The organism is Phormidesmis priestleyi ULC007 (assembly GCF_003003695.1).
GTDB lineage: Bacteria > Cyanobacteriota > Cyanobacteriia > Leptolyngbyales > Leptolyngbyaceae > Phormidesmis_A > Phormidesmis_A priestleyi_A.
The window spans coordinates 135732-158694 of sequence record NZ_PVWG01000008.1; the positions used below are offsets into that span (position 1 = coordinate 135732).

20 protein-coding genes are annotated in these 22963 nt (G+C 47.7%); 11 read left to right on the forward strand and 9 right to left on the reverse strand.

The features are described 5' to 3' along the window. Window positions 1-2 precede the first annotated feature (2 nt). The 7 genes from C7B65_RS09785 to trpB form a co-directional block, all read right to left on the reverse strand. Window positions 3-1784 carry an Hsp70 family protein gene (locus C7B65_RS09785; protein ID WP_073071138.1) on the reverse strand — a complete coding sequence of 594 codons (1782 nt, stop codon included), beginning with the start codon at window positions 1782-1784 and terminating at the stop codon, window positions 3-5. 57 nt (window positions 1785-1841) lie between these two features. Further along, window positions 1842-3140 carry a glycosyltransferase gene (locus tag C7B65_RS09790; RefSeq protein ID WP_073071140.1) on the reverse strand — a complete coding sequence of 433 codons (1299 nt, stop codon included), beginning with the start codon at window positions 3138-3140 and terminating at the stop codon, window positions 1842-1844. A gap of 4 nt (window positions 3141-3144) precedes the next feature. Beyond that, window positions 3145-3855 (reverse strand): nucleotide exchange factor GrpE, encoded by a 711-nt coding sequence (locus C7B65_RS09795; protein ID WP_073071141.1) that lies wholly within the window; start codon window positions 3853-3855, stop codon window positions 3145-3147. Between the two features lie 9 nt (window positions 3856-3864). Continuing rightward, window positions 3865-4161 (reverse strand): J domain-containing protein, encoded by a 297-nt coding sequence (locus tag C7B65_RS09800; protein ID WP_073071143.1) that lies wholly within the window; start codon window positions 4159-4161, stop codon window positions 3865-3867. Between the two features lie 25 nt (window positions 4162-4186). Continuing rightward, entirely contained in the window at window positions 4187-5074 is an 888-nt protein-coding gene (locus C7B65_RS09805) for an Rpn family recombination-promoting nuclease/putative transposase (RefSeq protein ID WP_073071145.1), read from the reverse strand. A 35-nt stretch (window positions 5075-5109) separates the two neighbouring features. Then, window positions 5110-7599, reverse strand: a complete 2490-nt coding sequence (locus C7B65_RS09810; protein ID WP_146135825.1) for a tetratricopeptide repeat protein — start codon at window positions 7597-7599, stop codon at window positions 5110-5112. 169 nt (window positions 7600-7768) lie between these two features. Then, entirely contained in the window at window positions 7769-9079 is a 1311-nt protein-coding gene (gene trpB, locus C7B65_RS09815; RefSeq protein WP_425320463.1) for a tryptophan synthase subunit beta, read from the reverse strand. A gap of 1 nt (window position 9080) precedes the next feature. On the opposite strand from trpB, the gene C7B65_RS09820 reads away from it, so the two are divergent. From C7B65_RS09820 to C7B65_RS09860, 9 genes are all read left to right on the forward strand, one after another. After that, window positions 9081-9446, forward strand: a complete 366-nt coding sequence (locus tag C7B65_RS09820) for a translation initiation factor (RefSeq protein ID WP_073071148.1) — start codon at window positions 9081-9083, stop codon at window positions 9444-9446. Window positions 9447-9619: 173 nt separating this feature from the next. After that, window positions 9620-9988 (forward strand): hypothetical protein, encoded by a 369-nt coding sequence (locus C7B65_RS09825; protein ID WP_143162044.1) that lies wholly within the window; start codon window positions 9620-9622, stop codon window positions 9986-9988. 176 nt (window positions 9989-10164) lie between these two features. Beyond that, entirely contained in the window at window positions 10165-11961 is a 1797-nt protein-coding gene (locus C7B65_RS09830) for a glycoside hydrolase family 10-like protein (protein ID WP_073071151.1), read from the forward strand. Between the two features lie 77 nt (window positions 11962-12038). Next, complete coding sequence (locus C7B65_RS09835) at window positions 12039-13625, forward strand: FAD-dependent oxidoreductase (RefSeq protein ID WP_073071153.1); 1587 nt, start codon at window positions 12039-12041, stop codon at window positions 13623-13625. Window positions 13626-13860: 235 nt separating this feature from the next. Beyond that, window positions 13861-15684, forward strand: a complete 1824-nt coding sequence (locus tag C7B65_RS09840; protein WP_073071154.1) for an ABC transporter ATP-binding protein — start codon at window positions 13861-13863, stop codon at window positions 15682-15684. An 11-nt stretch (window positions 15685-15695) separates the two neighbouring features. Further along, window positions 15696-16907: a glycosyltransferase family 4 protein gene (locus C7B65_RS09845; RefSeq protein WP_073071156.1), complete on the forward strand. Its 1212-nt coding sequence runs from the start codon at window positions 15696-15698 to the stop codon at window positions 16905-16907. 14 nt (window positions 16908-16921) lie between these two features. Then, window positions 16922-17893 (forward strand): glycosyltransferase family 10 domain-containing protein, encoded by a 972-nt coding sequence (locus C7B65_RS09850; RefSeq protein ID WP_073071158.1) that lies wholly within the window; start codon window positions 16922-16924, stop codon window positions 17891-17893. 8 nt (window positions 17894-17901) lie between these two features. Further along, window positions 17902-18888 (forward strand): Npun_R2821/Npun_R2822 family protein, encoded by a 987-nt coding sequence (locus C7B65_RS09855; RefSeq protein WP_073071160.1) that lies wholly within the window; start codon window positions 17902-17904, stop codon window positions 18886-18888. Next, a complete protein-coding gene (locus C7B65_RS09860) occupies window positions 18885-19790 on the forward strand; it encodes an Npun_R2821/Npun_R2822 family protein (protein ID WP_073071162.1) in 906 nt (301 codons plus the stop codon). Before C7B65_RS09855 ends, C7B65_RS09860 begins: the two co-directional genes overlap by 4 nt. 27 nt (window positions 19791-19817) lie before the next feature. On the opposite strand, the gene C7B65_RS29240 is transcribed toward C7B65_RS09860, so the two are convergent. Further along, on the reverse strand, window positions 19818-19952 hold the full coding sequence (locus tag C7B65_RS29240) for a hypothetical protein (RefSeq protein WP_280523176.1): 135 nt from the start codon (window positions 19950-19952) through the stop codon (window positions 19818-19820). A gap of 48 nt (window positions 19953-20000) precedes the next feature. Here C7B65_RS29240 and C7B65_RS09865 point away from each other — a divergent pair, with 48 nt between their 5' ends. Both C7B65_RS09865 and C7B65_RS09870 read left to right on the forward strand, forming a co-directional pair. Next, window positions 20001-21797 carry an ABC transporter ATP-binding protein gene (locus C7B65_RS09865; protein ID WP_073071164.1) on the forward strand — a complete coding sequence of 599 codons (1797 nt, stop codon included), beginning with the start codon at window positions 20001-20003 and terminating at the stop codon, window positions 21795-21797. Window positions 21798-21829: 32 nt separating this feature from the next. Then, the gene (locus C7B65_RS09870; RefSeq protein WP_073071166.1) at window positions 21830-22048 is read left to right on the forward strand and encodes a type II toxin-antitoxin system HicB family antitoxin; all 219 of its coding nucleotides are present in this window, start codon (window positions 21830-21832) and stop codon (window positions 22046-22048) included. Between the two features lie 551 nt (window positions 22049-22599). Here the strand turns inward: C7B65_RS09870 and C7B65_RS09880 are convergent. After that, entirely contained in the window at window positions 22600-22926 is a 327-nt protein-coding gene (locus tag C7B65_RS09880) for a hypothetical protein (protein ID WP_073071169.1), read from the reverse strand. Window positions 22927-22963 lie beyond the last annotated feature (37 nt).

A 22963-nucleotide genomic window follows, 5' to 3' on the forward strand; every position in this document is an offset into this window, starting at 1 on the left:
GGCTATGAATCTGTATTAGTGCTGACGTAGTAGAGAAATTCTTCTAGCTCTTCCTGAAGTTTTGAAATGGCGAGGTCGTAATCGTTGGAGATCGCGGTTTGAAGTTGCCCAATTAGCGTTTGTAATTCTTCAGATTGTTCTTCGTCTAGCGTTTCTAACGTTTGTTGGGCGCGATCGAGCAGATCTGCTAAATCAGGATCGATCGTTTCAGCATCCGTGATCTCCCGCGACTGGATTGAGATCGTTTCATCACTTTCAAATAACGCTTGTAGGTCTTCTCTGGCCTGGTTTAGTTCGTGACTAGAAAGCCGATGAACCGCAGCATTGTTCACCACTAAACTGCCTTGTTGACCTTTGCCTTTTTCAGTTGCCGTGACGGTGAGAATGCCGTTGATGTCAAAGTCAAAATGCACCTCGACTTGCAGACTTCCGGCAGGCTGAGGCGGCAGTCCTTCCACCATAAAAGCACCGAGGGGAACGTTTTCTTCAGCGATTGTGTTCTCTCCCTGAAACACTTCAATTTCAACCGAGGTTTGGCGATCGGCAGCCGTCGAGTAAACCTGAGAACGAGAAACCGGAACGACACTGTTGCGAGGAATAATCACGCTAAAGAACCCTGGCATCATGCCCATTGGCGTAGTGATTACGGCGGCAACGCCTAATGAGTAAGGGCTGACATCGACCAAAATTGCATCGACATTTTCTCCAACTCTCACCCCAGCTTGAATCGCTGCACCCAAGGCAACGCACAAATCTGGCTGAACGCCATCGGTTGGAGCTTGTTCAAGATGCTCTTCAATCATCTGTTGGACGAGGGGAATGCGGGTTGAGCCACCAACGAGAATGATCCGATCGAGGTCTTCAGCGTCGAGTTTGGCATCGGAGAGGGCGCGATCGATCGCCTCTAATGTTTCATCAAGTAAAGGACGAATCAGCGCTTCAAAATCGGTGCGGGCAATCTCGGTTTCCAGGTGCAGGGCGGTCTTGCCTTTGCTGCTCAAAAACGCTTCTCTAACGGTTGCAAAAGCATGGGAACTGAGGTCAACTTTCACCTGTTCGGCGGCGCGGAGTAGGCGAGCTTGGGTGACTGCATCGGTGGGAACATCGACACTATGAGTTTGTCGGAACCGATCGGCGAGGTGGAGTTGCAGCAACCGATCGAAGTCATCGCCGCCCAAGCGATTGTTGCCATGACTTGCCAGAACTTCTGTCACATCGCCTGTGATTTCAACTACCGATACATCAAAAGTGCCGCCGCCCAAGTCATAGACTAAAACTCGTTCGGTTTCTTCCGATCTCACGTCATAAGCCAGTGCGGCTGCGGTTGGTTCGTTGATAATTTGCAGCACTTCTAGCCCGGCAATTTCTCCGGCGAGTTTGGTTGCCTGTCGTTGAGCATCGGTGAAGTAGGCGGGAACGGTAATCACGGCTTGGGTCACTGCTTCCCCTAAAGCAACTTCTGCCCGTTGTTTGAGGGCGCGGAGAATGATGGCAGAAATCTCGTGGGGCAAATAATCACGAGTTTCGTCAGTTCCGATCGGCAGTGTGGTTTTGTGGTCAGTGCCCATCCAGCGCTTGATCGATTTGACGGTGCGATCGGGAGCCGCCGCATATTGCCTGAGTGCCTCACGCCCGACCAACAGCTTTCCGCTATCGCTAAATCCGACACACGAAGGAAGCATTAAATCGCCATCTGGGCCGGGCAAGACTCGCGCTTGTCCATTTTCGACGATCGCTACTTCAGAATTTGTGGTTCCTAAGTCAATGCCAACGGTTCTGCTCATAGTTATGACTTCTAAGAAATCGTTGTTGCACCCGATTATTGCACATTCACAAATTACTTATTTCGGCTCAATTGCATAGACAGGCATCCCGGTTGAGATTGCCTGTTCGATAATTTCTGCTGCCCGACGCACTCCCCCGGCTTGGGCGATCGCTGCCTGCAAGCGGACTGCGTTTTGTTTGTAGCGATCTTCCTTTAGCACTCGCTGAATTGTGCTGCGGAGTTTTGTCACCCCTAGTTTTGAGAGGGGCACCATTTCACCCGCTCCGGTGTGCACTAGCCGAGCCGCGATCGCGGGCTGATCATTAGTAATGGGAATCGCGACCATAGGCACACCATCACTCAGGGCAGCCAATGTGGTGTTCATGCCCGCATGGGTAATGACTAAGCTAGCGCGTTGAATCAGTTGTGGCTGCGGTGCATAGCAGACCACTAAAGGATCACCCGGAAACGACCGATCAGCCATCGGAGCTATAGGATTCCCCAAGGCAAGCACGAGTTGGGCATCTAGTCCCACACAGGCGGCAGCTATGATCTCAAAAATTTCCGGTTTACGGTTTTGTAAGGTGCCCAGAGAGGCGTAGATCAACGGTCGATCGGTGAGTTGGTCAAACGGAAAGGGTGGGATGGAAAACGTGATCGGTTCGATTCCAGAGGGGTCTTGAAACGGCCCCGTGTAGTGAAACCAGGGGGCTAACTGCTTACGGGGAAAATCAAACGCTGCTGGCAGTTGGCAAATTTGGGCAAGGGGGGAAAAAAAGTGGTCATCATTCTTATAGGGTGGTAGGTGCCACTGCTGGCGTTGCTGCCAAACTAAGCGCCGGGCAGACTGGGTGAGCATTTCTAAGAAAGCGTTGCTCAGACGATTGCGCCACTGTGCCCACCCAGATGGGCTGTAACTCCAGTCTGTAAAAAATGGGGGAACTCCGGCTTCTCGATTAATCAACAACGCATTAGAAACTGTGACAAAGGGGAGTTTTAGAAAATCGGCGATCGTGCCTCCTGCGAGGATGGTTTGATCGACAATTAAGCCCTCGATATTGGCAGCTTGCAGGGCAGCCGGGGCTGCGTTAAACAGCATTTGCGTTTCGTTCTGAATCCACTGCACTGTCAAGTTGAACCCCGCTAACCCCGTCATTTCACCTAAGCGTTGATGGATGCTGGTGATGGTGCCCAGTGGAAAGGCTGCCTCGCCCAGTGGATGAAACTCGATGCCCGTTTGCGCCAGTTTGGGTTCCATATCCAGCACACCAAAGAGGATCACGGTATGCCCCCGACGTTGCAATTCTCGCCCAAGGGCGCACATCGGATTGAGGTGACCGATCGCTGCCGGACAGAGAATGCCAAATCGAGTCATATTGTTACCTTGCTGCTACAATCACTTGCGCTTCTCTCAACACCTGATCTTGCCACAAGTAGCCCCGAACAACTTCTTGAATGACCGTATTTTCGGCAGTTGAGTCGCTTTCTTGTCGTCCGATCGCATACATATATTTTGGATCAAACGGTTTTCCGACGGTGACGATCGGGACGACTTGTTTTTGCCTAAGCAGATCGAGAAGCGATCGCCGAATCACTTCTATTCCTTGTTGATTGCTGATTAAAATTTCGTTCAGAGCAGTGGAGTCAGTCTTTTGTTTAGGAAAGAGTCTTTCCCAAAAGGTTGCTGATTTAGTTGACGTTGTAGAGGATTCTAGAATCTGCGCTCGCCAGTATTCACAAGCCTGATCGAGCGCATCCATAACTTTTAACAAATCTTGGAGTAAGTTCTTCTGCTCCAAGTGATGGTACTGGCTTTCTGATTTTGCGGCTGAAAGTTCTTCTAAGCGTTGCTGAAGCTGTGTATTTTGTAATCGTTCAGTTTCTAGCGCTTGTTGCAAAGATGTGTGCGCGGTTTGCAATAATCTGTTCTGCTGTTTGACTTCGTGACGTAGTGCCACCCATTCACCCACCATCTGATAGGGATCAAACGGTTCTACATGGTCTGGTGCTTCGCCCAAATATTCAGGCGGCTTGGGCGTTGACTGAAGATAGTCGAGTAGCTTTTCAAATAGAGCTTGACGATCGAGCATAAATTTTCCTTAAAATGTAGCGCGAATCAAGTCATCTAGACTGACTTCAAGTTGTGCCATCACCCGCTCTCGAAGCTGATTTAATGGCTCTGGGTCGATCGTTGCTTCTAAAGGACGAATCTTAAAGAAATCCTCTGGCTGACTCGCTGCCCCGGTGCGAATCGCTTCATAAGCGGTGCGAATGGCTTTGAAATCTTCTGGATGAGTGTGTGCAGGAAACTCCCGCAACTTGGCGTGATAAGCGGCTTTGACTTCGGCAGGGTTGGCGGTTGGGGAAATGCCTAAGCGATCGTAATTTGAGTTCATTTCAGGAAAGCTTTTGTAGATTGGGTCAATCTGGCTGCGTCTCAAGCCACGTTTGCAGATCGGTGAGTTGTGTAAAATCTAGAAGGGCTTCACCCAATGCTTCTAGTTGCTCAAGGGACAGCGATCGCACTTGTGTTTCAAAACTAGAGGCGATCGGGTGCCCAAGACGACGGGTCAGTTGTCGCAATACCAGATTCACCTCAGATTGCTTAACTTCATTACGGGCTTCCTCCCGAACTTCTTCGCGTAATTCTTGATAAAGCATAGCGCGAGCCTCTTCGCGGGCTTCTTCGCGTAATTCTTGATAAATCACGGACTCTTGCATAAGTTCTCTCCTCAAAATTCGTCGAATAACTGTTTTGTCTAATAGTAGCCCAGCTAAGATCCCTGTCGCTGCGGCTAAATTGTTTTGATGGTTTCGGTCAGAAATCAACTCAATTTCTTGAGCCACTTGTCGCAACACGCCCACTCGATCGGTCGTCTGACTTAATGCTGCGTAAGGCAATAGCCCCGGACGCTGCAAAAAGATTTCGGTCGGTTGCTCCCACAATCTTACAACTTGAAACTCATGGCGCAGATTGTCTAACTCAAAGGTGGTTTGCTGAACTCGTTCTGAGTCTGTAGCTCGTAAATAAATCACCACTTGCACCATCCGCTTATTCGGAAACCGACGGTAGACGCGGAGGCGGTAATCTGCCATCCGAAAAGGCATCGCAGAGTCAGGGTCAGTTTGAAATTCGCAGTGCAGCACGACCTGATCAGATTGCAGCAAAATCAGGGCATCGGCTCGGATTGGCTCAAGCGATAGCTCTGAGGGACTTAGCTCGGTGAGGGCGACAGGTTCACCAACGAGCCAAGTGGCAAAATCTACCGAGAACTGCTCAGCGAGAAATTTAGAAACGTTATCGAACATGCAGCCCTTGACTCATTGCACCCGTTGATTGGACATCACAGATCTCGAAAACTGCGTTTGCGTTTCTTCGGGTTTCCTCCAAAAATGGCATCGAGATCAAAGCTGTCGTCCTCCTCAAACTCTTCGTCGTCACTGAAGTTTGGCATTTCGTTCATCATTTGTTGCTTGAGTTCGGGCAGCATGCGATCGAGTTCTGCTCGTGGAATTTGACCGCCAAACATGTTGCGAACCATCGCTTCGAGCATTGCTTCCATCCCTTCAAGATCGAGATTGTCTAACTGCTCTGGGTTCGGCAAAATTCTCTGAGTTTCTTGGGTGGCAAGAAAGGCTTGCTCGGCGCGAAAAGCTTGCAGTGCTCTGGCATCTTGCAGCCGACGAGCGAGATCAAATCCCTGCTGCTTCAGGTCTTCATACTGTTTTGTGGTGGGTGGGAAAGTGGTCGCTTTTGCTAGAAGTAATAGCGGATTTTGAGGTTCTCGCGTCAGGGCTTCATCAAGGAACGATCGTAAAACCGAAGTCTGGGCAAAGAGACGCACTTGCAGTTGAACAGTGGCTAACGCATTTCCAGGCTGAGGCATTGCCGCTAAATAGAACTGAATTGGAAACAGAAGTCTCTGAGGGTTATTGCCTTCTCTGACTGCCAAGACGACAAGATGCGCGGCTCTCGCTTCGGGATAGTCTTCTTTGACATTCGCAATCTTCAACATATAGTCACTGACTAATGCCGCAATTCCTTTTTCGCGCTTGGCAAACAGTTGGATGGAAAGCGCGATCGCTTCCGCTACTGGAATCTGATCTTTAGTAGACAATCCTTGCAGCAATGCTTCCCACTGCTCGGTTGCTTTTGCCTGATCGAGAGAAATTTTTCCACTCGACGTGAGATTCCCTTGCGTCGATTCGACAAAGATCTGACAGGCACGCACCGCCGGATCATTGGCGCTAGCACTTTGAACTAGACGACTGTAAAACGGATAGCTGCGAGTTGAAAGGGCATCGATCCAAGGAGCAAGCTCGATATCTGTTTCGGCATTCAGATCCCCAAAAAACTTTCCATAGCGGCGACGAGCTTCATTTACTGCGCCCGTGTTTCCTAGCTCTCGCCAGCAGTTTAGCAATGCTTCATACACTTCTTCATAGCGACAGCCGCCCTCGATCGCTTGAGTTAAAAGATCGATCGCGTCTTGAGTCTTTCTCTCATCCGCTGCTAACAGTCCCTTCCGCCCCAATACTTCCGGCGAAGTGGGATAAATGCGTTCCGCTTGCTGAACCTCTCCGATCGCAGTTCGGGTTCGCCCCATTGAAACCCAAGCATCGGCAAGGCGACAGTGCGCGTGTGCTAATGTCAGCTTTAAACGCTCCTCTGCCCAGTTCTCAGGGTGTTTCTTGGCATCTTGTTCGATCCATTTTACTAAGCGAGTCAATAACCGTTGTCGTTCCTGTCCCGCGTCGTTAATTTCTAGCGCTTCTAGAGCATTCACTACGAGTTGAGGATTCAATGACTCATTTAGCAAAGGTTGCCAGAGTTGAACAGCACATTCGGTTTCGCCTTGAGTGAAGGCTTGTTGCCCTGCCAAAGTTAGGAGCGGCGATCGCAGGTTTACCAATTCAGGAAATTGTTTAGACTGCCTCACTTTTAGCAACGCATGTCCTGCATCGTGATAGTTGCCCTGATCAATCAATTGCACCACCGCCAAAGCACTCAGCAGTTCTTGAGCCGCTTGATCGGTTTGTTTGACCAGAATATTTTCGATGTCTCCCGTCTTTGCCTGCTGGAAGATAGCTAATCGCGTCAAAATCGGATGATCGAGAAACTTGGGTTTGCCATAAAACGCGCCCCACACTGAAGGTGCAGCGAGTCCTAATTTGGCGGCGGCAGCGTCCCAGTTTCCGATCGCTTGCTGTGCATAAACGACCCAAGCATCTGGCAAATCTTTTGGCGTGGCCGGACGCTTGACCTTCTGAAACGAGGTCAAAGCCGTCTCTGGTTCGCCGTTTTTAAGCGCTAACACTCCGCGAACCCAATGAAGCTGCGGGGCGCTAAACCGCTTGGCTTGTTTTGTGATCAACTGCTCAACCGTTTGGGTATCGCCTTTGAGTAACAAAAGTTTTAAGTAGCAGATGGCAAACTCTTTGGGGAGCGTTCCTTGTTCAAAGGCAGGGCGGATCAGATCTAAGGCAGCATCCAATCGATTGAGAGAAACCAGACATTTTGCTAACCAGTAATGCGCTTCCCCAACCAATCCTAAGTTCAGCGCTTGCCGGAATGAGCTTTCCGCTTGCTTAAAATCGGCTTTCTGGAATTCTTGTTGACCTCGCAGTGACCAAATCTCAGCTTCTGTTGGCTTAAACGCAAGATCAGGCTGAGTGCGTCGAACTTTTTTAATTTCTTCGATCGCTTGACGATATTTCTTTTGGGTCAACAGCGATCGTAGTTGCCCTTGAAAGGCATCTTCCACATTGCCAACCGCAGCACTCGGCTGAGTTTTTGAGTTAAACCGATGTTTTGCCACAGGGGTTTTCTCCATGATTGAATGCCAGAACTTAGTTTTACACCTAATTTAGGAGTCCTTGGAATCAGTCACTCTCAGCCTATCTTAATCTTGTCGCTACGGCTAAATTTCTCAATCTTTTACAACTTACTCGCTGATCGCGCAAAATAATCTACAGATCGGATTACGCGATCGACAAACACATTTATGGATTGAGAGTTTTAGAAACCGTCAGCACGTCTTTATCACCGCGACCAGAGCAGTTGATCACAATACGAGGGCTGCCAGTCAGTTGAGGACAGAGCGTGTCAAGATAAGCGATCGCGTGTGCCGTCTCTAGTGCAGGAATAATTCCTTCTAGCTGCGATAACTGCTGAAATGCATCTAACGCTTGCCGATCGGTCACGGCGTAATATTCGGCGCGTCCGAGTTCCATTAAGAAGCTGTGTTCGGGTCCGACTCCTGGATAATCTAAGCCTGCACTGACTGAATGCGGCTCAATCACCTGACCGTCTTCATCTTGCAGCAGATAGCTCATTGCTCCGTGCAAAACGCCGACTCGCCCTTTTGTCAGCGTCGCTGCGTGTTTTTCGGTTTCGACTCCGTGACCTGCCGCTTCGACCCCAATCAGACGAACAGTCGGCTCGTCGATAAACTCGTGGAACAGCCCGATCGCATTCGACCCACCCCCCACGCACGCCAGCAAAATATCCGGCAAGCCGCCCCACTTTTCTTGTGCCTGAACGCGCGTCTCTTGACCAATCACCGCATGAAAATCGCGCACCATCATAGGATATGGGTGCGGCCCCGCGACCGAACCAAGAATGTAGTGTGTTGTCTCTACATTTGTCACCCAGTCTCGAATTGCTTCAGAACACGCATCCTTCAAGGTTCCTGTGCCTGATGCGACGGGGCAAACTTCAGCACCCATCAATCGCATCCGAAAGACGTTGAGCGATTGCCGCTCCATATCCTGAACACCCATGTAGATGATGCACTTCAGCCCAAATCGGGCACAGACGGTTGCGGTTGCTACCCCGTGCTGTCCGGCTCCGGTTTCAGCAATGACACGCTGTTTGCCCATACGTTTTGCGAGTAGGGCTTGAGCTAAAGCGTTATTAATTTTGTGTGCCCCGGTGTGGTTGAGATCTTCTCGCTTGAGATAAATCTGGGCACCTGTGCCGTCGGGTCGTGCGTAATGCTCTGTGAGTCGCTCTGCAAAATATAGGGGACTGGGGCGACCCACATAATCGCGCAAAAGCCCTTGCAGCTCTTGCTGAAAATCGAGATCGTTGCGATATTGCTGATAGGCTGCCTCTAGCTCAAATAGGGCAGGCATCAGGGTTTCAGGGACATACTTCCCGCCAAACTTGCCAAATCTTCCGAGAGAGTCGGGGCGGTTTTGGGGCGAAGAATCTGTTTGGAGACTGCGAGGAAGCGGTGTAGTCGTCACGATCGCTAGATGAGTGTAGAGGACAGCCTCTATTATAGAGGTCGGCAGTTTTCCTGTTCTCACTATGGCAGTTTCAAAACGCAAATCTTCTCAGTCTGGTGATTCGCCTAAAGATAAAATCGTCTATTCTGAGTTTGGCAATAGCAACTCAGAGGCTTTGCAGCGTGGGGTTCCTGACTTGCCGCCCAATCAGCAAAATTTGAGAGTGCAGGTGTCTCGCAAAGGTCGCGGAGGAAAGACCGTCACCGTGATTACTGGATTTCAAGGAAAAGCCGAAACGCTTAGTGCGTTGCTGAAGACGTTAAAAAATCAGTGCGGAACAGGTGGCACCGCTAGAGAAGAGACGTTGGAGATCCAGGGCGACCATGCTCAAAAGTTGGTGCAGATCTTGGTGCAGTTAGGCTACAAGGCGAAGATTAGCGGCGGTTAGATAGCACTCTTTCGCAATTTAATCTTTGATTCCTGACTAATCTCTTCTTAAAGAGAGAGCTTTGCGCTTCACACTTCTACCGAGAGCGTGAGGATTTTTAAGGCACGTCTGACGATAATTTGAGACGTTCATGAAATACGGCTGTCGTTTTAGCTAACTTTTGGAGAATTGTCATGGTAAAGAATTTGAACGATATGAAAGATCAAGATCCTGACAATCGCGATCGTCTTGCTAGCCAAAATGATGACGCTTCAGCTAATCAGTTTGGAACGGGTTATGACGGCGTAGATCCTGACAGCCAAAAGTCTGACGATCGTACCAATCAATTTGGTACGGGCTATGCTGGAACGCCTCCAAGCACTAGTGATGATGCCAATCAATTTGGTACGGGCTATGCTGGAACGCCTCCGAGTACCGATAATCGTGCCAATCAATTTGGCCTAGGCTACGGCGGAGTCGATGATTCTGTGATTGAAGATCCTTACGGAGATCGGGCAGACGAGCAAGACTTAGACGACCTCTATGTTGATGTGGAGCGGTAGGACGATCGAGATTTACAGAACGTTTTTAAATGATGGGTAGAGGCATCGAATAGTGCTTTTGCCCATTATTTATTTGTATTGCTGTGAACCTCTTGTTGCTACAGTCGTCTTAAAGTATTGGAATCCTACTTGAGACTTTTGTAGCTTCCTCAACAGAGTCGCTTTGCAATATTGAAATGTTAAATCTCCGTCATTGGCAGTTTCGTTTGATCTGCCTTTTCGTTTTTCTGCTGACTGTAACGGGGGTGCTTTGCTCAAGCGTTTCACCCGCCTTTGCTCAAACTCGATTCTCTGATATTCAAGGTCATTGGGCGCAACCTTGCATCGAAGCGCTGACCGATCGTAAGATTATTAATGGTTATCCCGATCGGACTTTTCGCCCCAACAGCCCGGTGACTCGCGCAGAATATGCAGCTTTGCTGGTCACGGCTTTTCCGGGCGTGGTGAATGCCACAATTCCGAGTAGGGATATTCAATTTCGGGATATTCCGGGTAGATTTTGGGCGGCGGGTGCGATTTCGGCAGCCGTGAACGCAAATTTCTTTTCTGGCTACCCCGACAAGACCTTTCGACCCAATCAAAATATTCCTCGTGTGCAGGCGCTGGCAGCCTTAGCGAGTGGCGTGGGTTATGCCCCGAAGCAGCCTGTTGCTGAGACATTGGCTGTTTTTAGCGATGCTCAGAGCATTCCAGACTATGCAAAGAATACGATCGCAGGTGCCACCGAACAGCGCATCGTGGTCAACTATCCCAGCGTCAAACAATTGAACCCGAATCAGCCTGCGACGCGGGGAGACATTGCTGCTTTTCTGTGTCGCGCTCTACCGGGTACGACTGCTTTGGTGCCCGAGCGATACGTGGCTGGAAAGCCAGCAGCCCAACTGAGTGAGATTCGCGGGGTTTGGCTGACGAATATTGATAGTGATGTGATGTTTAGTCGCGATCGGCTCACCAAAACTGTCCAAGAATTGGCAGACGCAAATCTCAACACCCTCTATCCAGCCGTGTGGAATTGGGGCTACACGCTCTATCCTAGCGAGACGGCAAAACAAACGATCGGAGTTGCCTATGATCCGCGACCCGAAGCGGTGGGGCTGAACGATCGCGATATGCTCAAAGAATTTGTTGAACAGGGACACCAACGCAAATTGAGTGTGATTCCGTGGTTTGAGTTTGGGTTTATGGCACCTGCTGACTCGGAGCTAGCGCGGCTGCACCCTGATTGGTTGACTCAGCGATCGGACAAAACGCAAATCTGGCAAGAAGGCAAATATCCGCGTGTGTGGCTCAACCCGTTTAAGCCAGAGGTGCAAAAGTTCATTTCTAGTTTGATTCTAGAACTGGTTAACAATTACGATATCGATGGCATTCAGTTTGATGATCATTTTGGACTGCCGTTTGAATTTGGCTACGATAACTTTACGGTTGCGCTTTACCAAAAAGAAAACGCAGGAAAATCTCCGCCAGCGAATGCCCAAGACCCAGCTTGGACAAAATGGAGAGCCGATAAAATTACAGCATTCATGACGCAAGTTTTCGAGTCTGTTAAAGCTCGAAAGAATCACGTTTTGATCTCTCTGTCGCCCAATAATTACGATTTTTCTTACACGCATTCGTTGCAAGATTGGCGCACTTGGGAACAGACGGGATTGTTAGAAGAGTTGGTTTTGCAAGTCTACCGAGACAGTCTTCAGGGATTTGCAGATGAATTAATGCGTCCCGAAGTGCAGGCAGCGCGATCGCACATTCCAACCGGAGTCGGCATTTTAACGGGACTGAAAGATCGTCCTGTTGCCTTTAAACAGATTCAAGATCAAGTTCAAGTTGTTCGCGATCGTAAGTTTGCCGGAGTCTCGTTCTTCTTCTATGAGACGATGTGGAATTTATCAGGGGAGACCGTTAGCGATCGGCGTTCTGCCTTCGCGAAACTATTTTCTACGACGCTCTATCGACCTAAATTTCCGCCTGATTAAAGAGTTTTGCGAAATTCATCCTCCCATCGCTGGATTTATCTCTAGAATCGATTCAGTATTCGGGAGTTACCTTCGTCATGACTACAGCCACACCTTCTACCACCCGCACCTATGACATTATTTGCTTTGGAGATGAAGTCCCCGGACTGTTAGCGATCGTCAGCGCGGCTAGAGAGTTTCGCCGTCGAAGTAAAACTGGCAAAAATCCTAAAACGCTAGTGATGTTTAAAGGCAACTCGCCCGATGGTGTGGGTGGGCACTTGGTCAGAGGCGGGTTGGCATATCTCGATCGGACGCACGTCCCAGACGACATTCGCAAAAAACTGGGCTTGTCTATGTTTGGTGACCCTGCATTCCTTTATAAAGAATTTTTGCAGCGATCGGGCGTGACCGAAATCGCGCTCGACCCTGGCAAAGCCGATGCTGCACTGCGAAAGATGTTGAGCGAAGCGGGCACCGACATTATTAGCCGCATTGAGATTCGATCGGTGCTTATAAATGACTCAAAAATTGCGGGAATTCTGCTAGATAACGGCACCACGTTTTTAGCCAAACAGTTCATCGATTGCACGGTCAACGCAGAATTGGCGCAAGCTGCGGGGGCAAACAAGCTAAAGGGCTTTGGCACTTTTGGGTTGCCCGGATCAGAACTGCCCGTAACGCTCACCTTTGAGACTCAAGGGCTGACGATGACGCGGCTTAAACAAGTCGAGTTAGACTACCTAAAGCGCTTGACCGACCCCAAAGATGTCCAAGCTCAAAAATTTATTCAGATTGCGGCTGGCGCTGATTCCAAGCTGGCGGATTGGTTTAAAAAAGATTTGCTCGATGACAAGGGTCAGTTGAAAACGATGCACGTCGGCTCTGACCACATCGATGTTCGCTGCAAAGCACTGTCGATCGTCTATCACGCTTTTCGAGGCAAACAGTTTGTGCTCTCTAAGAGTGGTGCCATTTTTGACGCAGCCAATATTGCGATTCTTCCGGGCGGCAGACTGTCTTGGAACGCTCTGCTGTGCAGTGTCACTGGCTCTCAAGCCGAAGTGATCGCTCGATCAGCCGCAAAGCCGACTCCTGAGATCGTGGCAGAAATGACGTTTGTTGATCGCTTCATGAAGAGTTTAGGAGCCACAAGTGTCCGACCTGCCAAAGAGCTTTATATCCGTCATGCCGGAAATGTGACTGGGGTGGTTGAGCCTCTGAGCGGCGCTCGAATGCTCGAAGGCGGCACCTTTAAAGATGACGCGATCGGCACATTTGGCTATGCCTTAGACGTGCGGGGAGGCATTGACGGATTAGGTCTAAAAGCCCATGCCCAAGGCTTTCCCAGCATCAGCTTTCACAAATCGCCGCTCTTTAACATTGGCATTCGTCATGCCTTGCTAAAATCGGTTCCCAATCTGGCTGTGGTTAGTCCTGCATCAGGCTTTGACGGCTATGGTTGTGCGGCTGGCAGAATTGTAGAATTTAATGTGGCGGTCGGTCAGGGTGTCGGAATCGCCGCAGCGCTAGCGATCACCACCAATCGGGATTTGGCGACGATTTCTAATCTTGAGGTTAGGCAAGTTCTTAAAGCGATCGGAAAAGAGCCGATCATCTACGGCAGAAGCTATACCCTCGAAGCGACCAACTTGCGAGATTTTGAGACGAGCATGATGGCATAAGCAAGGAGTCTCACGACTAGAGGGGCGAGGGTTTTCTCCGCAAGTTTACGCAACGTCTCCGTCTTTTCACGGTGATCGTTCGTAAAAGTTTTAAATTATTTTTGCGATCGCTCGATAACTTCCGCTAAAGATCGGGATAAATAAGTAAGTGGACAAAACTAAACTTAAGACCCTCACCCCCAGCCCGTCTCCCACAGGCGAGGGGAGCAAGATTCAAAGTCTTTCAAAATCTCGCATGTCTCCTAACAAACTACTCCTAAAATTTGCCCTTCAGCACCCGATTTGGGTGGCTCTCACGATCGTTCTTGGATTTTCAGGAGCGCTGTTTAATGGAGTCAGCACCGTTCTGATCGTGCCAGTGATTTTGGGATTTTTAGGGCAAGACATTAGTCTTAAAGGAGTACCGCCCGTTTTACATCCCATTTTCTCGGCTTTGAGCGGGGGAAACAACTCGAATTTGCTGTTGATGATGGGCGTAATCTTAATTGCGATCGCCCTCAAAAATGTCACCACTTATGCCAGCACTTTGGCATCGAGTCATTTATCGCGATCGCTGGTCAACGAGATTCGTCAAGAAGCGCTAAAACTGCTTTTAGAAGTCGATTTAGATTTCTACGCTAAAACTAAAGTCGGCGATTTAATTAATCGTCTCGGTGGTGAAGTTGGGTTAGCTGCGAATGCAATCCGAATTGCAATTCAACTTTTGACCACTGCTATTACTATTTTGGTATTTGTGGCGTTATTACTGGCGATCTCGTGGCAATTAACGGTAGTGTCTACGGTGCTGTTGCTGTTTGTGTCGATTGCCAATCACTATTTTGTGGTTAGAGCCAAAAAATTTGGACAACAGCTATCTGATTCCTCACGCGAATATTCCATCAGACTGTTAGAGATTCTCAACGGGATGCGATTGGTCAAAGCTACGGGCAACGAATTGCGAGAATATCAGCGAATAGAAGACCTGATTCACGATCGTGAAAAAGCAGAATTTAACGCTCAAGCTAACACTGCCTTAATCGCACCTGTTAACGAAATGGCAGGAATTTTAACAGTGCTAGCGATCGTCATTCTCGGTCGAATGTTCTTTGCAACTCAGCTTGCATCGCTATCGACGGTGCTGCTGACTTATTTACTGATTTTGTTTCGTCTTTTGCCATTTGTCTCGCAGTTGAACGGAATTCGGGGCGGATTTGCGGGGGCGGCTCCTAGCGTTGCAGTGGTGCATGATTTTCTGCGCCGTGACAATAAGCCGTTTATGAGTCTGGGCACTCAGCCCTATCAGCGTCTGCAAGAGGGCATCCGATTTGAGGGACTTTCGTTTGCTTACCCTGGTTATGAAGGGTTGGTATTAGACCAAATCGATCTGTGGTTGCCCAAAGGAACAACGTTGGCGTTAGTCGGTTCATCCGGGGCAGGAAAGTCTACGATCGCAGACTTACTGCCCAGATTTTATGACCCCATTCGCGGACGGATCATGATCGACGATCGCGACCTCCGAGATTTAGACGTGCGATCGCTTCGTCAGTCAATGGGCATCGTCAGTCAAGATACGTTTCTGTTTAACGACTCGGTGCGTAACAACATCGCTTATGCCTGTGAGCAAGTCACCGATCAGCAGATTGTCGAAGCCGCAAAACGCGCTAACGCTTACGAATTTATTGTCAACTTGCCTCAAGGGTTTGATACTGCGATCGGCGATCGCGGCGTAATGTTGTCGGGCGGTCAGCGTCAACGTCTGGCGATCGCGCGGGCGCTACTGCGTGACCCTGATATTTTGATTCTCGACGAAGCAACGAGTGCGCTTGACACCGTTTCTGAGCGACTCGTGCAGCAAGCTCTGGATGAATTGAGCCGCGATCGCACCACGCTGGTGATTGCTCACCGTCTCTCAACCGTTCAGAAAGCAGATCAGATTGCGGTGCTTGATAAAGGTCAGGTTGTCGAAGTGGGCAATCACGAGAGTTTGTTGCAGAGACAGGGGCTATATGCCCGTCTTTACACGATGCAGTTTTCAGAAAATGAGCAGCCGATTTGCACTCAGCAAGTCACCGCAGAATAGAGGAGATTATTTTGAAAAAGCATTATCTTTTCTTCTCAAATCATTTGTCGCTTAAGCCAGATACGGCTCATGAAATTCACGATGTTTTGTGTGCAAATGCGGCTGCAAATCTTGGTTATTCGGCAGTGTTGACTTACCCTGATCAAACATTAGGTAGATATAATCCGATCGCGTGGATGGCTCCGTTCAAACTACAGAAACCCGATCGAGCTTTTGCAGAGTTTTATGACACTCAAGAGCATTTAAACATTGCTCCACTTCCGATGCCCTGGTTATCCGATCACACCTCTGACAAACTCACAAACTCCAGCACGATCGTTTGTAAATATTATTTGCCAATTCATATTCTGCCAACAATAAAGTTAGTTCATACTCGCAATTGGAACTTTGCCAAAGCTGCTATTAAAAATAAGATTCCGGTGATTTATGAGGCTCACTATTACCAAGAAACTCCGTTTGAAAAAGAGATTGTTTCGAGTCCTTTGTTTCAAGTTGCGATTACCCAATCTAAACTGACGCAAGAAAACCTAGTGCGGTGCGGAATGCCACCAGAAAAAGCCGTTGCGCTCCATAATGGATTTGAGCGATCGTTCTTAATTAGACAACCTCAAGAGGCTGAAAGTTGGCGGCGAGAATTATTAAAAGATGGAAGAAACCAGTTAGTTGTTTACTCTGGAGCGCTCTATCGATTTAAAGGTGTTGACCTTTTAATTGAGGTTGCTAAAGAGTTGCCTGAAATTCAGTTTGTAGTGACTGGCGGCACAGATTTTCAAGTTGACGCTTATCGAGAACTTTCTCAGCAAAAAGGCGTTGAGAACATCACATTCTTAGGCTGGATTTTGCCTCGTCAACGATTAGTGAGTTTGTTTCAAGCGGCTGATGTTTTGGCGCATCCTCACTGCTCTGGGAAGGAAGCCGATTTTACGAATCCCGTTAAGTTTTTTCAATATATTGCGTCTGGAACGCCGATCGTAGCGACCACGATCGTGCCTTTGCTGGAATTCAAATTGCCTCACTTAGCGATGGATTGGTGTGAGCCAGATGATCCGATCCAGTTCTCAGATTGTCTTCAATCTGCTCTCAAAAGATATCCTCGAAAGATTGAAGGATATGCAGAAAATATTGAATTTGGACAACAGTTTTCTTGGGAAAATCGCATTGAAAAGATTTTGAGCTATGTAGATGAAAAGATGCGACCTACGACCATAAATTTAAACTCATAAATAAGACTGGATATATGACTAAAAAGATTGTTGGAATGATTAGTAGCTATAGCGGACTAAACCCTAGCCCAGTTGATTGGCTTTGGCAACAAACTCCTCACCCGTTTGGAGTTTGGGGCAATGTTCAAATGTTGGCAAAAGCTGAAAAACCAGATTTTTTGCTGCTTTATAACTTTAATTCTTTTCCAGAAGTGCCCCAAAATACAAATTGGTTAAACGCGCAGCGTCAACAGAAACGCTATGAAAAAGAGACGCGATCGCTGCAAGCCAAACTGCGTGGAGTTCCTCAAGAGCGTACTATTTTTCTAATGCGAGAACCTCCTTTAGAGGAAGTTGTCCAAAAAAATATCGACTTTTATGAGAAAGCAAAACCTTATTGTGGACACATTTCGGGGCCTGATGACTTTGCGCCCGTCCCCGACTTTATGCCTGCAATTTGGTATGTGACCAATCCCTTTCACGACTTAGCAGAACGGCATATTCCAGAGAAAAAAAAGCCTTGTAGCTGGATTACATCAGGCATTAACCGCACTGCCAATCATCGCAAACGATTAGACTTTTTGAAACTGCTGCGATCGAGTCAGCTAGACATCGATTTTTATGGACGAGATTTGCCAGATTGGGCAGACTCAAAAGGCGCGATCGGCAATAAATGGTATGGCATGGCTCCCTACTATTACAACTTGTCGATCGAGAACTATGCTGACAATGATTGGTATGTTAGTGAAAAGCTATGGGATTCCTTACTGTCGTGGTGTTTGCCAATTTACTATGGAGGTTCCGCAGCCGATAAACTATTACCTCCAGGGAGTTATCTTCGGCTTCCTAGTTTAGATGAAAAAGGATTGCAATATATTCAAGAAGTGACTGCTACGCCAGACGCTTGGCATGAAGCAAAAGACGCGATCGCAGAGGCAAGACAAATCATTTTGCACAAGTTAAATCTCATGGAATGGGTATCGAATTTTTCTAAAAACTTTGCGTAACTTCGATAATGAAAAACGGTATTTATATTCTCGCTAATGATGTGGTTTATGATCAGCTTGTGGCGCTGCTAAACAGCATCGAAGTCAATGCAGGAGATTTATTTCCAGTCTGCATTCTCCCTTATGACGATCGGTTAGATAAAATTCGTCAAGAGATTCAAACACGAGAAAACGTTTTTCTATTTGAAGATCAAGCGTGCATCGATCGATGGGAAACCTTTGTGAGAGAAGTTTGGGAAACTCATCCAATCATCAAAGACACCTGGCGAAAAAATGGTGTGCTAGAGGTTTATCGCATGGGAATGCATCGCCGTTTTTGTGCTTTTGAAGGCATGTTTGAAAACTTTATTTATTTAGATGCAGATATTCTAGTTTTAAACTCACTGGAACCGATTTTTAACCAACTCAGTCAATCCGATTGTGTTGTGTATGATTTTCAGTACAAAGATCCAACCCATGTCTATAACGTAGGGTCTGAGAAGCTGTTAGAAACCTTCACGCGCGATCGTATTAGTTCCGAAATTTTTTGCGCTGGTCTATATGGGTCAAAACGGGGAATATTTAGCCAAGAAGATCTCGATCGACTGCTCAAAAACCTATCTCATGGAGAAGTTGAGCTTCTCTATTCAAAAGCTCCAGACCAAACGATCGTGAACTATATGATGATGCGCTCAAACCGCTCAATTTATAACTTTGCTTTAGAGTTACCTGCTGATCAAAGCACGGGTTGTTGTGTCACATCGCTGCACTTTAAAGAACGCGATCATTTGCTCTACGATCAAGGCAATCGGCTAACTTATCTGCATTACATTGGATTGGCATCTAGTTTATTTAGCCAACTTTGTGCAGGAAAAACGATCGACTTTCCCTATCAAGACATCTTTTTGCATTACCGCTATCTGCATGAACCTGAGAATCGACCTGCCTTAACCAATCGTTTCATCAATCGAATTCTTCAAAAACTTCAGTTAGCAAGACAAGGAATTTCATTATGAGCCGCGGCATTTATATTACTGCAAATGACAAAGTAACCGACCACGCGATCGCGTTGGTTAACAGCATTCGGGTTCATGATTTAGAAATCCCGATCGTGCTCATTCCCTATGATGACAATTATCACCAGGTTGCAGCGATTCTCAAAGAACGACATGGAGTGCGCGTATATGAGGATTTGGAGTTTATCGATCGCTTATCGAATCGATTACACGAGATCTTTGGCGGTGATTTTTTTGCGCGACCCAATCAATTTCGTAAGCAAGCTTGTTGGTTCGGTGAGTTTGACGAGTTCCTGTATATCGACACCGATATAGTTGTTTTTGAAAAACTGATTGACAACTTAAATTACTTCTCTGAATACGATTTTCTCTCTTGTGATTATCAGCATTTAGGTGGCATCAAAAACGTATTTACTCCTAAAGTTGTTGAAGATAATCTCTTCACCGAAAACGAACTTAAAGATATTTTTAATGGTGGCTTTTGGGCATCTAAGAAAGGCTTGATTTCTGAACAAGATCTCTACGATACATTTGCAGAATGCGCGGCTCACCCTGAATATTTTGACTTTTCTCAAAAAACCTCAGATCAGCCTATCATCAACTACATGATTCTCAAGCGCATTGCTCGTCGGTTTAATATCATTCGCAGACCCAATGGCGCACCGGGTAACTGGGCAGGCAGTTCACATTTTGTAGTAGATGGCGATTGCCTGATCGACCCCAGCGTTGACCAACCCCTGCAATATTTACACTGGGCGGGAATTCGCATTCAGCCCGGTTGCCCCTACTGGCAGATTTGGGAACACTACCGTTATCTTCACGAACCGAAGCCTCCTGAAACGCCACAAGTGATTAAGAAATCGAGCGTTTGGCAGCAGTTTGTGAGCAAAATAAGCCGTTAGGCAACTTCACCCATTTCAGCAGCCATTTCAATAGACCATAACCCATGTTAGATAAATTGCAAAACTGATCGCGATCGAGAAGCCAGGTTCCAGGTTATAAGGATTGGGAATTAGATAAAGCCGGAATTTGTGTAAGGGCATGGCACTGCCGCCCGTTACCATTGCAAATAACCGATATGATTTAATCCACGATCCTAAAACTGCCCCGCTATGAATAATTCACCCAGACCCGAAGATGCGCCTATGGTCTCACTGCGTCGCGTCTTAAAGAGCTTAAAAGACTATCGATTTGCAGCGATCGGCGCTTTCGTGAGTCTGCTGCTGCTGACGGTTGCCAACGCCATCACTCCGCAACTCTTTCGCTGGGGCATTGACCAGGGCATCACTCCAAAAAACCTGTCGATCGCACTGCAAAGTGCAGGCTGGATGGTCGTCGCGGCGATCGCGCGGGGCTTGTTTAACTTTGGGCAGAGTTTTTGGGCAGAAGCCGCGTCGCAAGGCGTTGCCTACCAGTTACGCAATCAGATTTTTAGCAAAATTCAAAATCTCAGCTTTAGCTATCACGACCAGGCGCAAACCTCGCAATTGCTCACCCGCGTCACCAGTGATATCGAACAAATTCGCACCTTTGTGGGCACCAGTTTTATTCAAGTTCTGGGCGCGATCGTGACTTTAGTGACGATCTCTACAATTTTGCTCGTGATGAATTGGCGATTAGCGCTGATTACGCTGACAGTAGTGCCGATCGCGGGCTGGCTGCTGGCACAATTTTTTAGCAAAAACAGCACCTTGTTTGGGCAAGTGCAAGAACAGTTAGGTGACTTAAATGCAGTGCTGCAAGAAAATTTGCAAGGGGTGCGAGTCGTCAAAGCGTTTGTGCGCGAATCGACAGAGCTATCGCGCTACACAATGCTAAACAATGAGCTGGTGACTGCGAACATGAAAACGATTCGCGCCATTCGCGGCACATTTCCAATCATCTTTTTATTGAGTAATTTAATCACGCTGGCAGTCGTCGGATATGGTGGAGCAGAAGTGATTAATCAACGCTTTTCGATCGGAGAGCTAGTCGCGTTTAACTCCTATCTTTTGTTTATTCTTCAGCCAATTTTGCTAATTGGATTTGCGGCACCCGCGATCGCGCAAGCCGCTGCTTCTGCCAAACGAGTCTATGAAGTCGTAGACACTGAAATTGATATTCGCGATCGTCGCGGTGCAATCCCGTTTGAGCAATGTGGCGGCAGAATCACCTTCGAGAATGTCTCATTTCGATATCCGGGTGCGACGATCGAAGCGCTCAAAGAAGTTTCGTTTGAAACCAAGCCCAACGAACTGATTGCCATTCTCGGCATGACAGGTTCTGGCAAAAGCACCATTATGAATCTGATTCCGCGCTTTTATGATGTCAGGTCAGGCTCAGTGCGGATTGATGGGCGAGACGTGCGAGATTTTACGTTAGCCAGTTTACGATCGCGGATTGGCATTGTCTTTCAATCCACGACGTTGTTTAGTGGCACCATTCGCGAAAACATTGCCTATGCGGATTCTGATGCGTCGCTCGATCGGGTGATTGAGGTGGCAAAAACGGCACAAATTCACGACTTTATCAGTGAGTTGCCCGATGGCTATGACACCCTAGTTGGAGAGCGAGGAGTCGGTTTGTCAGGCGGACAAAAGCAGCGGATCGCGATCGCACGAACCTTGTTAACCGATTATCGAATCCTAATTTTAGATGACAGCACTTCGGCGGTCGATGCTCAAACGGCATCTCAGATTCAAGCCGCGCTAGATGATTTGATGCGTCGCAAAACTTGCACTGCTTTTGTGATCGCTCAACGCATTAGCACGGTTCAAAACGCCGATCGCATTTTGTTGATGGATAAAGGGCGATTGGTTGCCCAAGGCACCCACGATGAATTGATGGCAACGAGTCCGCTTTATGGTGCGATTTTAGAATCACAGATGAAGCGATCGTCAGTGCAACTACCAGCTAATCAAAGGAGTTGAAGCAGTAAAGCACACGAGAAAAATAAGGACTCATGAATAAGTACAGTATGGTTGTTCAGTGGTCAAACGAAGATCAGCTTTTCTTGGTTACGATTCCAGAGTTTGCCGATCGTGTCGTGATGCCTTGCACTCATGGCATGACTCGTGAGCAAGCAATTCGTAATGGTGAAGAAGTCATTGAAATATACTTGGAAGCTTGGCAAACGGAAGGTGAACCTATCCCTGAGCCTAGTACACTTCAAACTGCCTAATTGCTGCGGGCGTAGAGCTTAGTTTAATCGCTAGTTTCGCCTATAAACACAATGGACGCGCAGTTAAAAACGTTATTACAAAAAAGCTGAAAACCGCTACTGGTGGTGGCTGTCTTATTGGTTGTGTTTCGGTTTGTTCAAAATGACGCTCGATATACACGCTGAAAAATCTAAAAATGTGACGACTGATTCAGCTTGGGCTTATAGTAGAGACAAAACTAGAACCATCTTGATCTCAAAATGCTGCTTGTCCCTACCGTTGAGACGATTCCACTTGTAGCTGATGCAAAGGGGGTTGTTCGCATTGCTAGAGCGCATCACTTTGGATACAGTTGTTGCAGCTTTTCTTGAAGGGGCAGCAGCAGAAATTGGGGAACATTATCCCTTACTTCAGATTTCCGATATTTATTCGGTAGTTGCCTACTATTTAAGACATCAGACTGAGGTAGCGAAAATGACAGCTTTTGCCTACCAGCGAGTAAAAGCAAACTAGCGATCGCCTCCACACTGCTGCCGAAAAGCGCTGAAAAAAAAGACCGAGTGTCATCAAACTACATCCGTGATAAGGCAGCAACTTTGGACAGCTTGCCTTTATCCAACCCTTCCAATTCGTTCAGATGCAGCCAGCCTTCCTTGACCAACCCAGCAAAGACAAAGAGCAAACCAGCGTATTGGTAGTCGTACTTGCCCTCGATTCCATAGCGTTTAGCACTCAAGAAATCGTGTAACTGCCAGAGATTACTCAGGTCTACGATCGTGCTTGCTTGCTCTCGAACCTGTTTCAGCAAAGCCTCAATCTCTCGCTCATAAGCTTTATCAAAGGCAGTTCGAGCTACCTTCTTCTCAACATCAGTCCACTCAGCTTCACTCACTTGCATGATTCAATCTAAAATTTCGCGGTAGTTAGTTGATTAA

Bases quoted from the DNA above. Each gene is read 5' to 3' on its own strand.
- C7B65_RS09820 (WP_073071148.1), top strand. From the start codon at position 9,081: ATGGCAGTTTCAAAACGCAAATCTTCTCAGTCTGGTGATTCGCCTAAA.
- C7B65_RS09830 (WP_073071151.1), top strand. From the start codon at position 10,165: ATGTTAAATCTCCGTCATTGGCAGTTTCGTTTGATCTGCCTTTTCGTT.
- C7B65_RS09865 (WP_073071164.1), top strand. From the start codon at position 20,001: ATGAATAATTCACCCAGACCCGAAGATGCGCCTATGGTCTCACTGCGT.
- C7B65_RS29240 (WP_280523176.1), bottom strand. From the start codon at position 19,952: ATGGTAACGGGCGGCAGTGCCATGCCCTTACACAAATTCCGGCTTTAT.
- C7B65_RS09800 (WP_073071143.1), bottom strand. From the start codon at position 4,161: ATGAACTCAAATTACGATCGCTTAGGCATTTCCCCAACCGCCAACCCT.
- C7B65_RS09825 (WP_143162044.1), top strand. From the start codon at position 9,620: ATGGTAAAGAATTTGAACGATATGAAAGATCAAGATCCTGACAATCGC.
- C7B65_RS09860 (WP_073071162.1), top strand. From the start codon at position 18,885: ATGAGCCGCGGCATTTATATTACTGCAAATGACAAAGTAACCGACCAC.
- C7B65_RS09795 (WP_073071141.1), bottom strand. From the start codon at position 3,855: ATGCTCGATCGTCAAGCTCTATTTGAAAAGCTACTCGACTATCTTCAG.
- C7B65_RS09840 (WP_073071154.1), top strand. From the start codon at position 13,861: ATGTCTCCTAACAAACTACTCCTAAAATTTGCCCTTCAGCACCCGATT.
- C7B65_RS09810 (WP_146135825.1), bottom strand. From the start codon at position 7,599: ATGGAGAAAACCCCTGTGGCAAAACATCGGTTTAACTCAAAAACTCAG.
- C7B65_RS09785 (WP_073071138.1), bottom strand. From the start codon at position 1,784: ATGAGCAGAACCGTTGGCATTGACTTAGGAACCACAAATTCTGAAGTA.
- C7B65_RS09870 (WP_073071166.1), top strand. From the start codon at position 21,830: ATGAATAAGTACAGTATGGTTGTTCAGTGGTCAAACGAAGATCAGCTT.
- C7B65_RS09850 (WP_073071158.1), top strand. From the start codon at position 16,922: ATGACTAAAAAGATTGTTGGAATGATTAGTAGCTATAGCGGACTAAAC.
- C7B65_RS09855 (WP_073071160.1), top strand. From the start codon at position 17,902: ATGAAAAACGGTATTTATATTCTCGCTAATGATGTGGTTTATGATCAG.
- C7B65_RS09835 (WP_073071153.1), top strand. From the start codon at position 12,039: ATGACTACAGCCACACCTTCTACCACCCGCACCTATGACATTATTTGC.
- C7B65_RS09805 (WP_073071145.1), bottom strand. From the start codon at position 5,074: ATGTTCGATAACGTTTCTAAATTTCTCGCTGAGCAGTTCTCGGTAGAT.
- C7B65_RS09880 (WP_073071169.1), bottom strand. From the start codon at position 22,926: ATGCAAGTGAGTGAAGCTGAGTGGACTGATGTTGAGAAGAAGGTAGCT.
- C7B65_RS09790 (WP_073071140.1), bottom strand. From the start codon at position 3,140: ATGACTCGATTTGGCATTCTCTGTCCGGCAGCGATCGGTCACCTCAAT.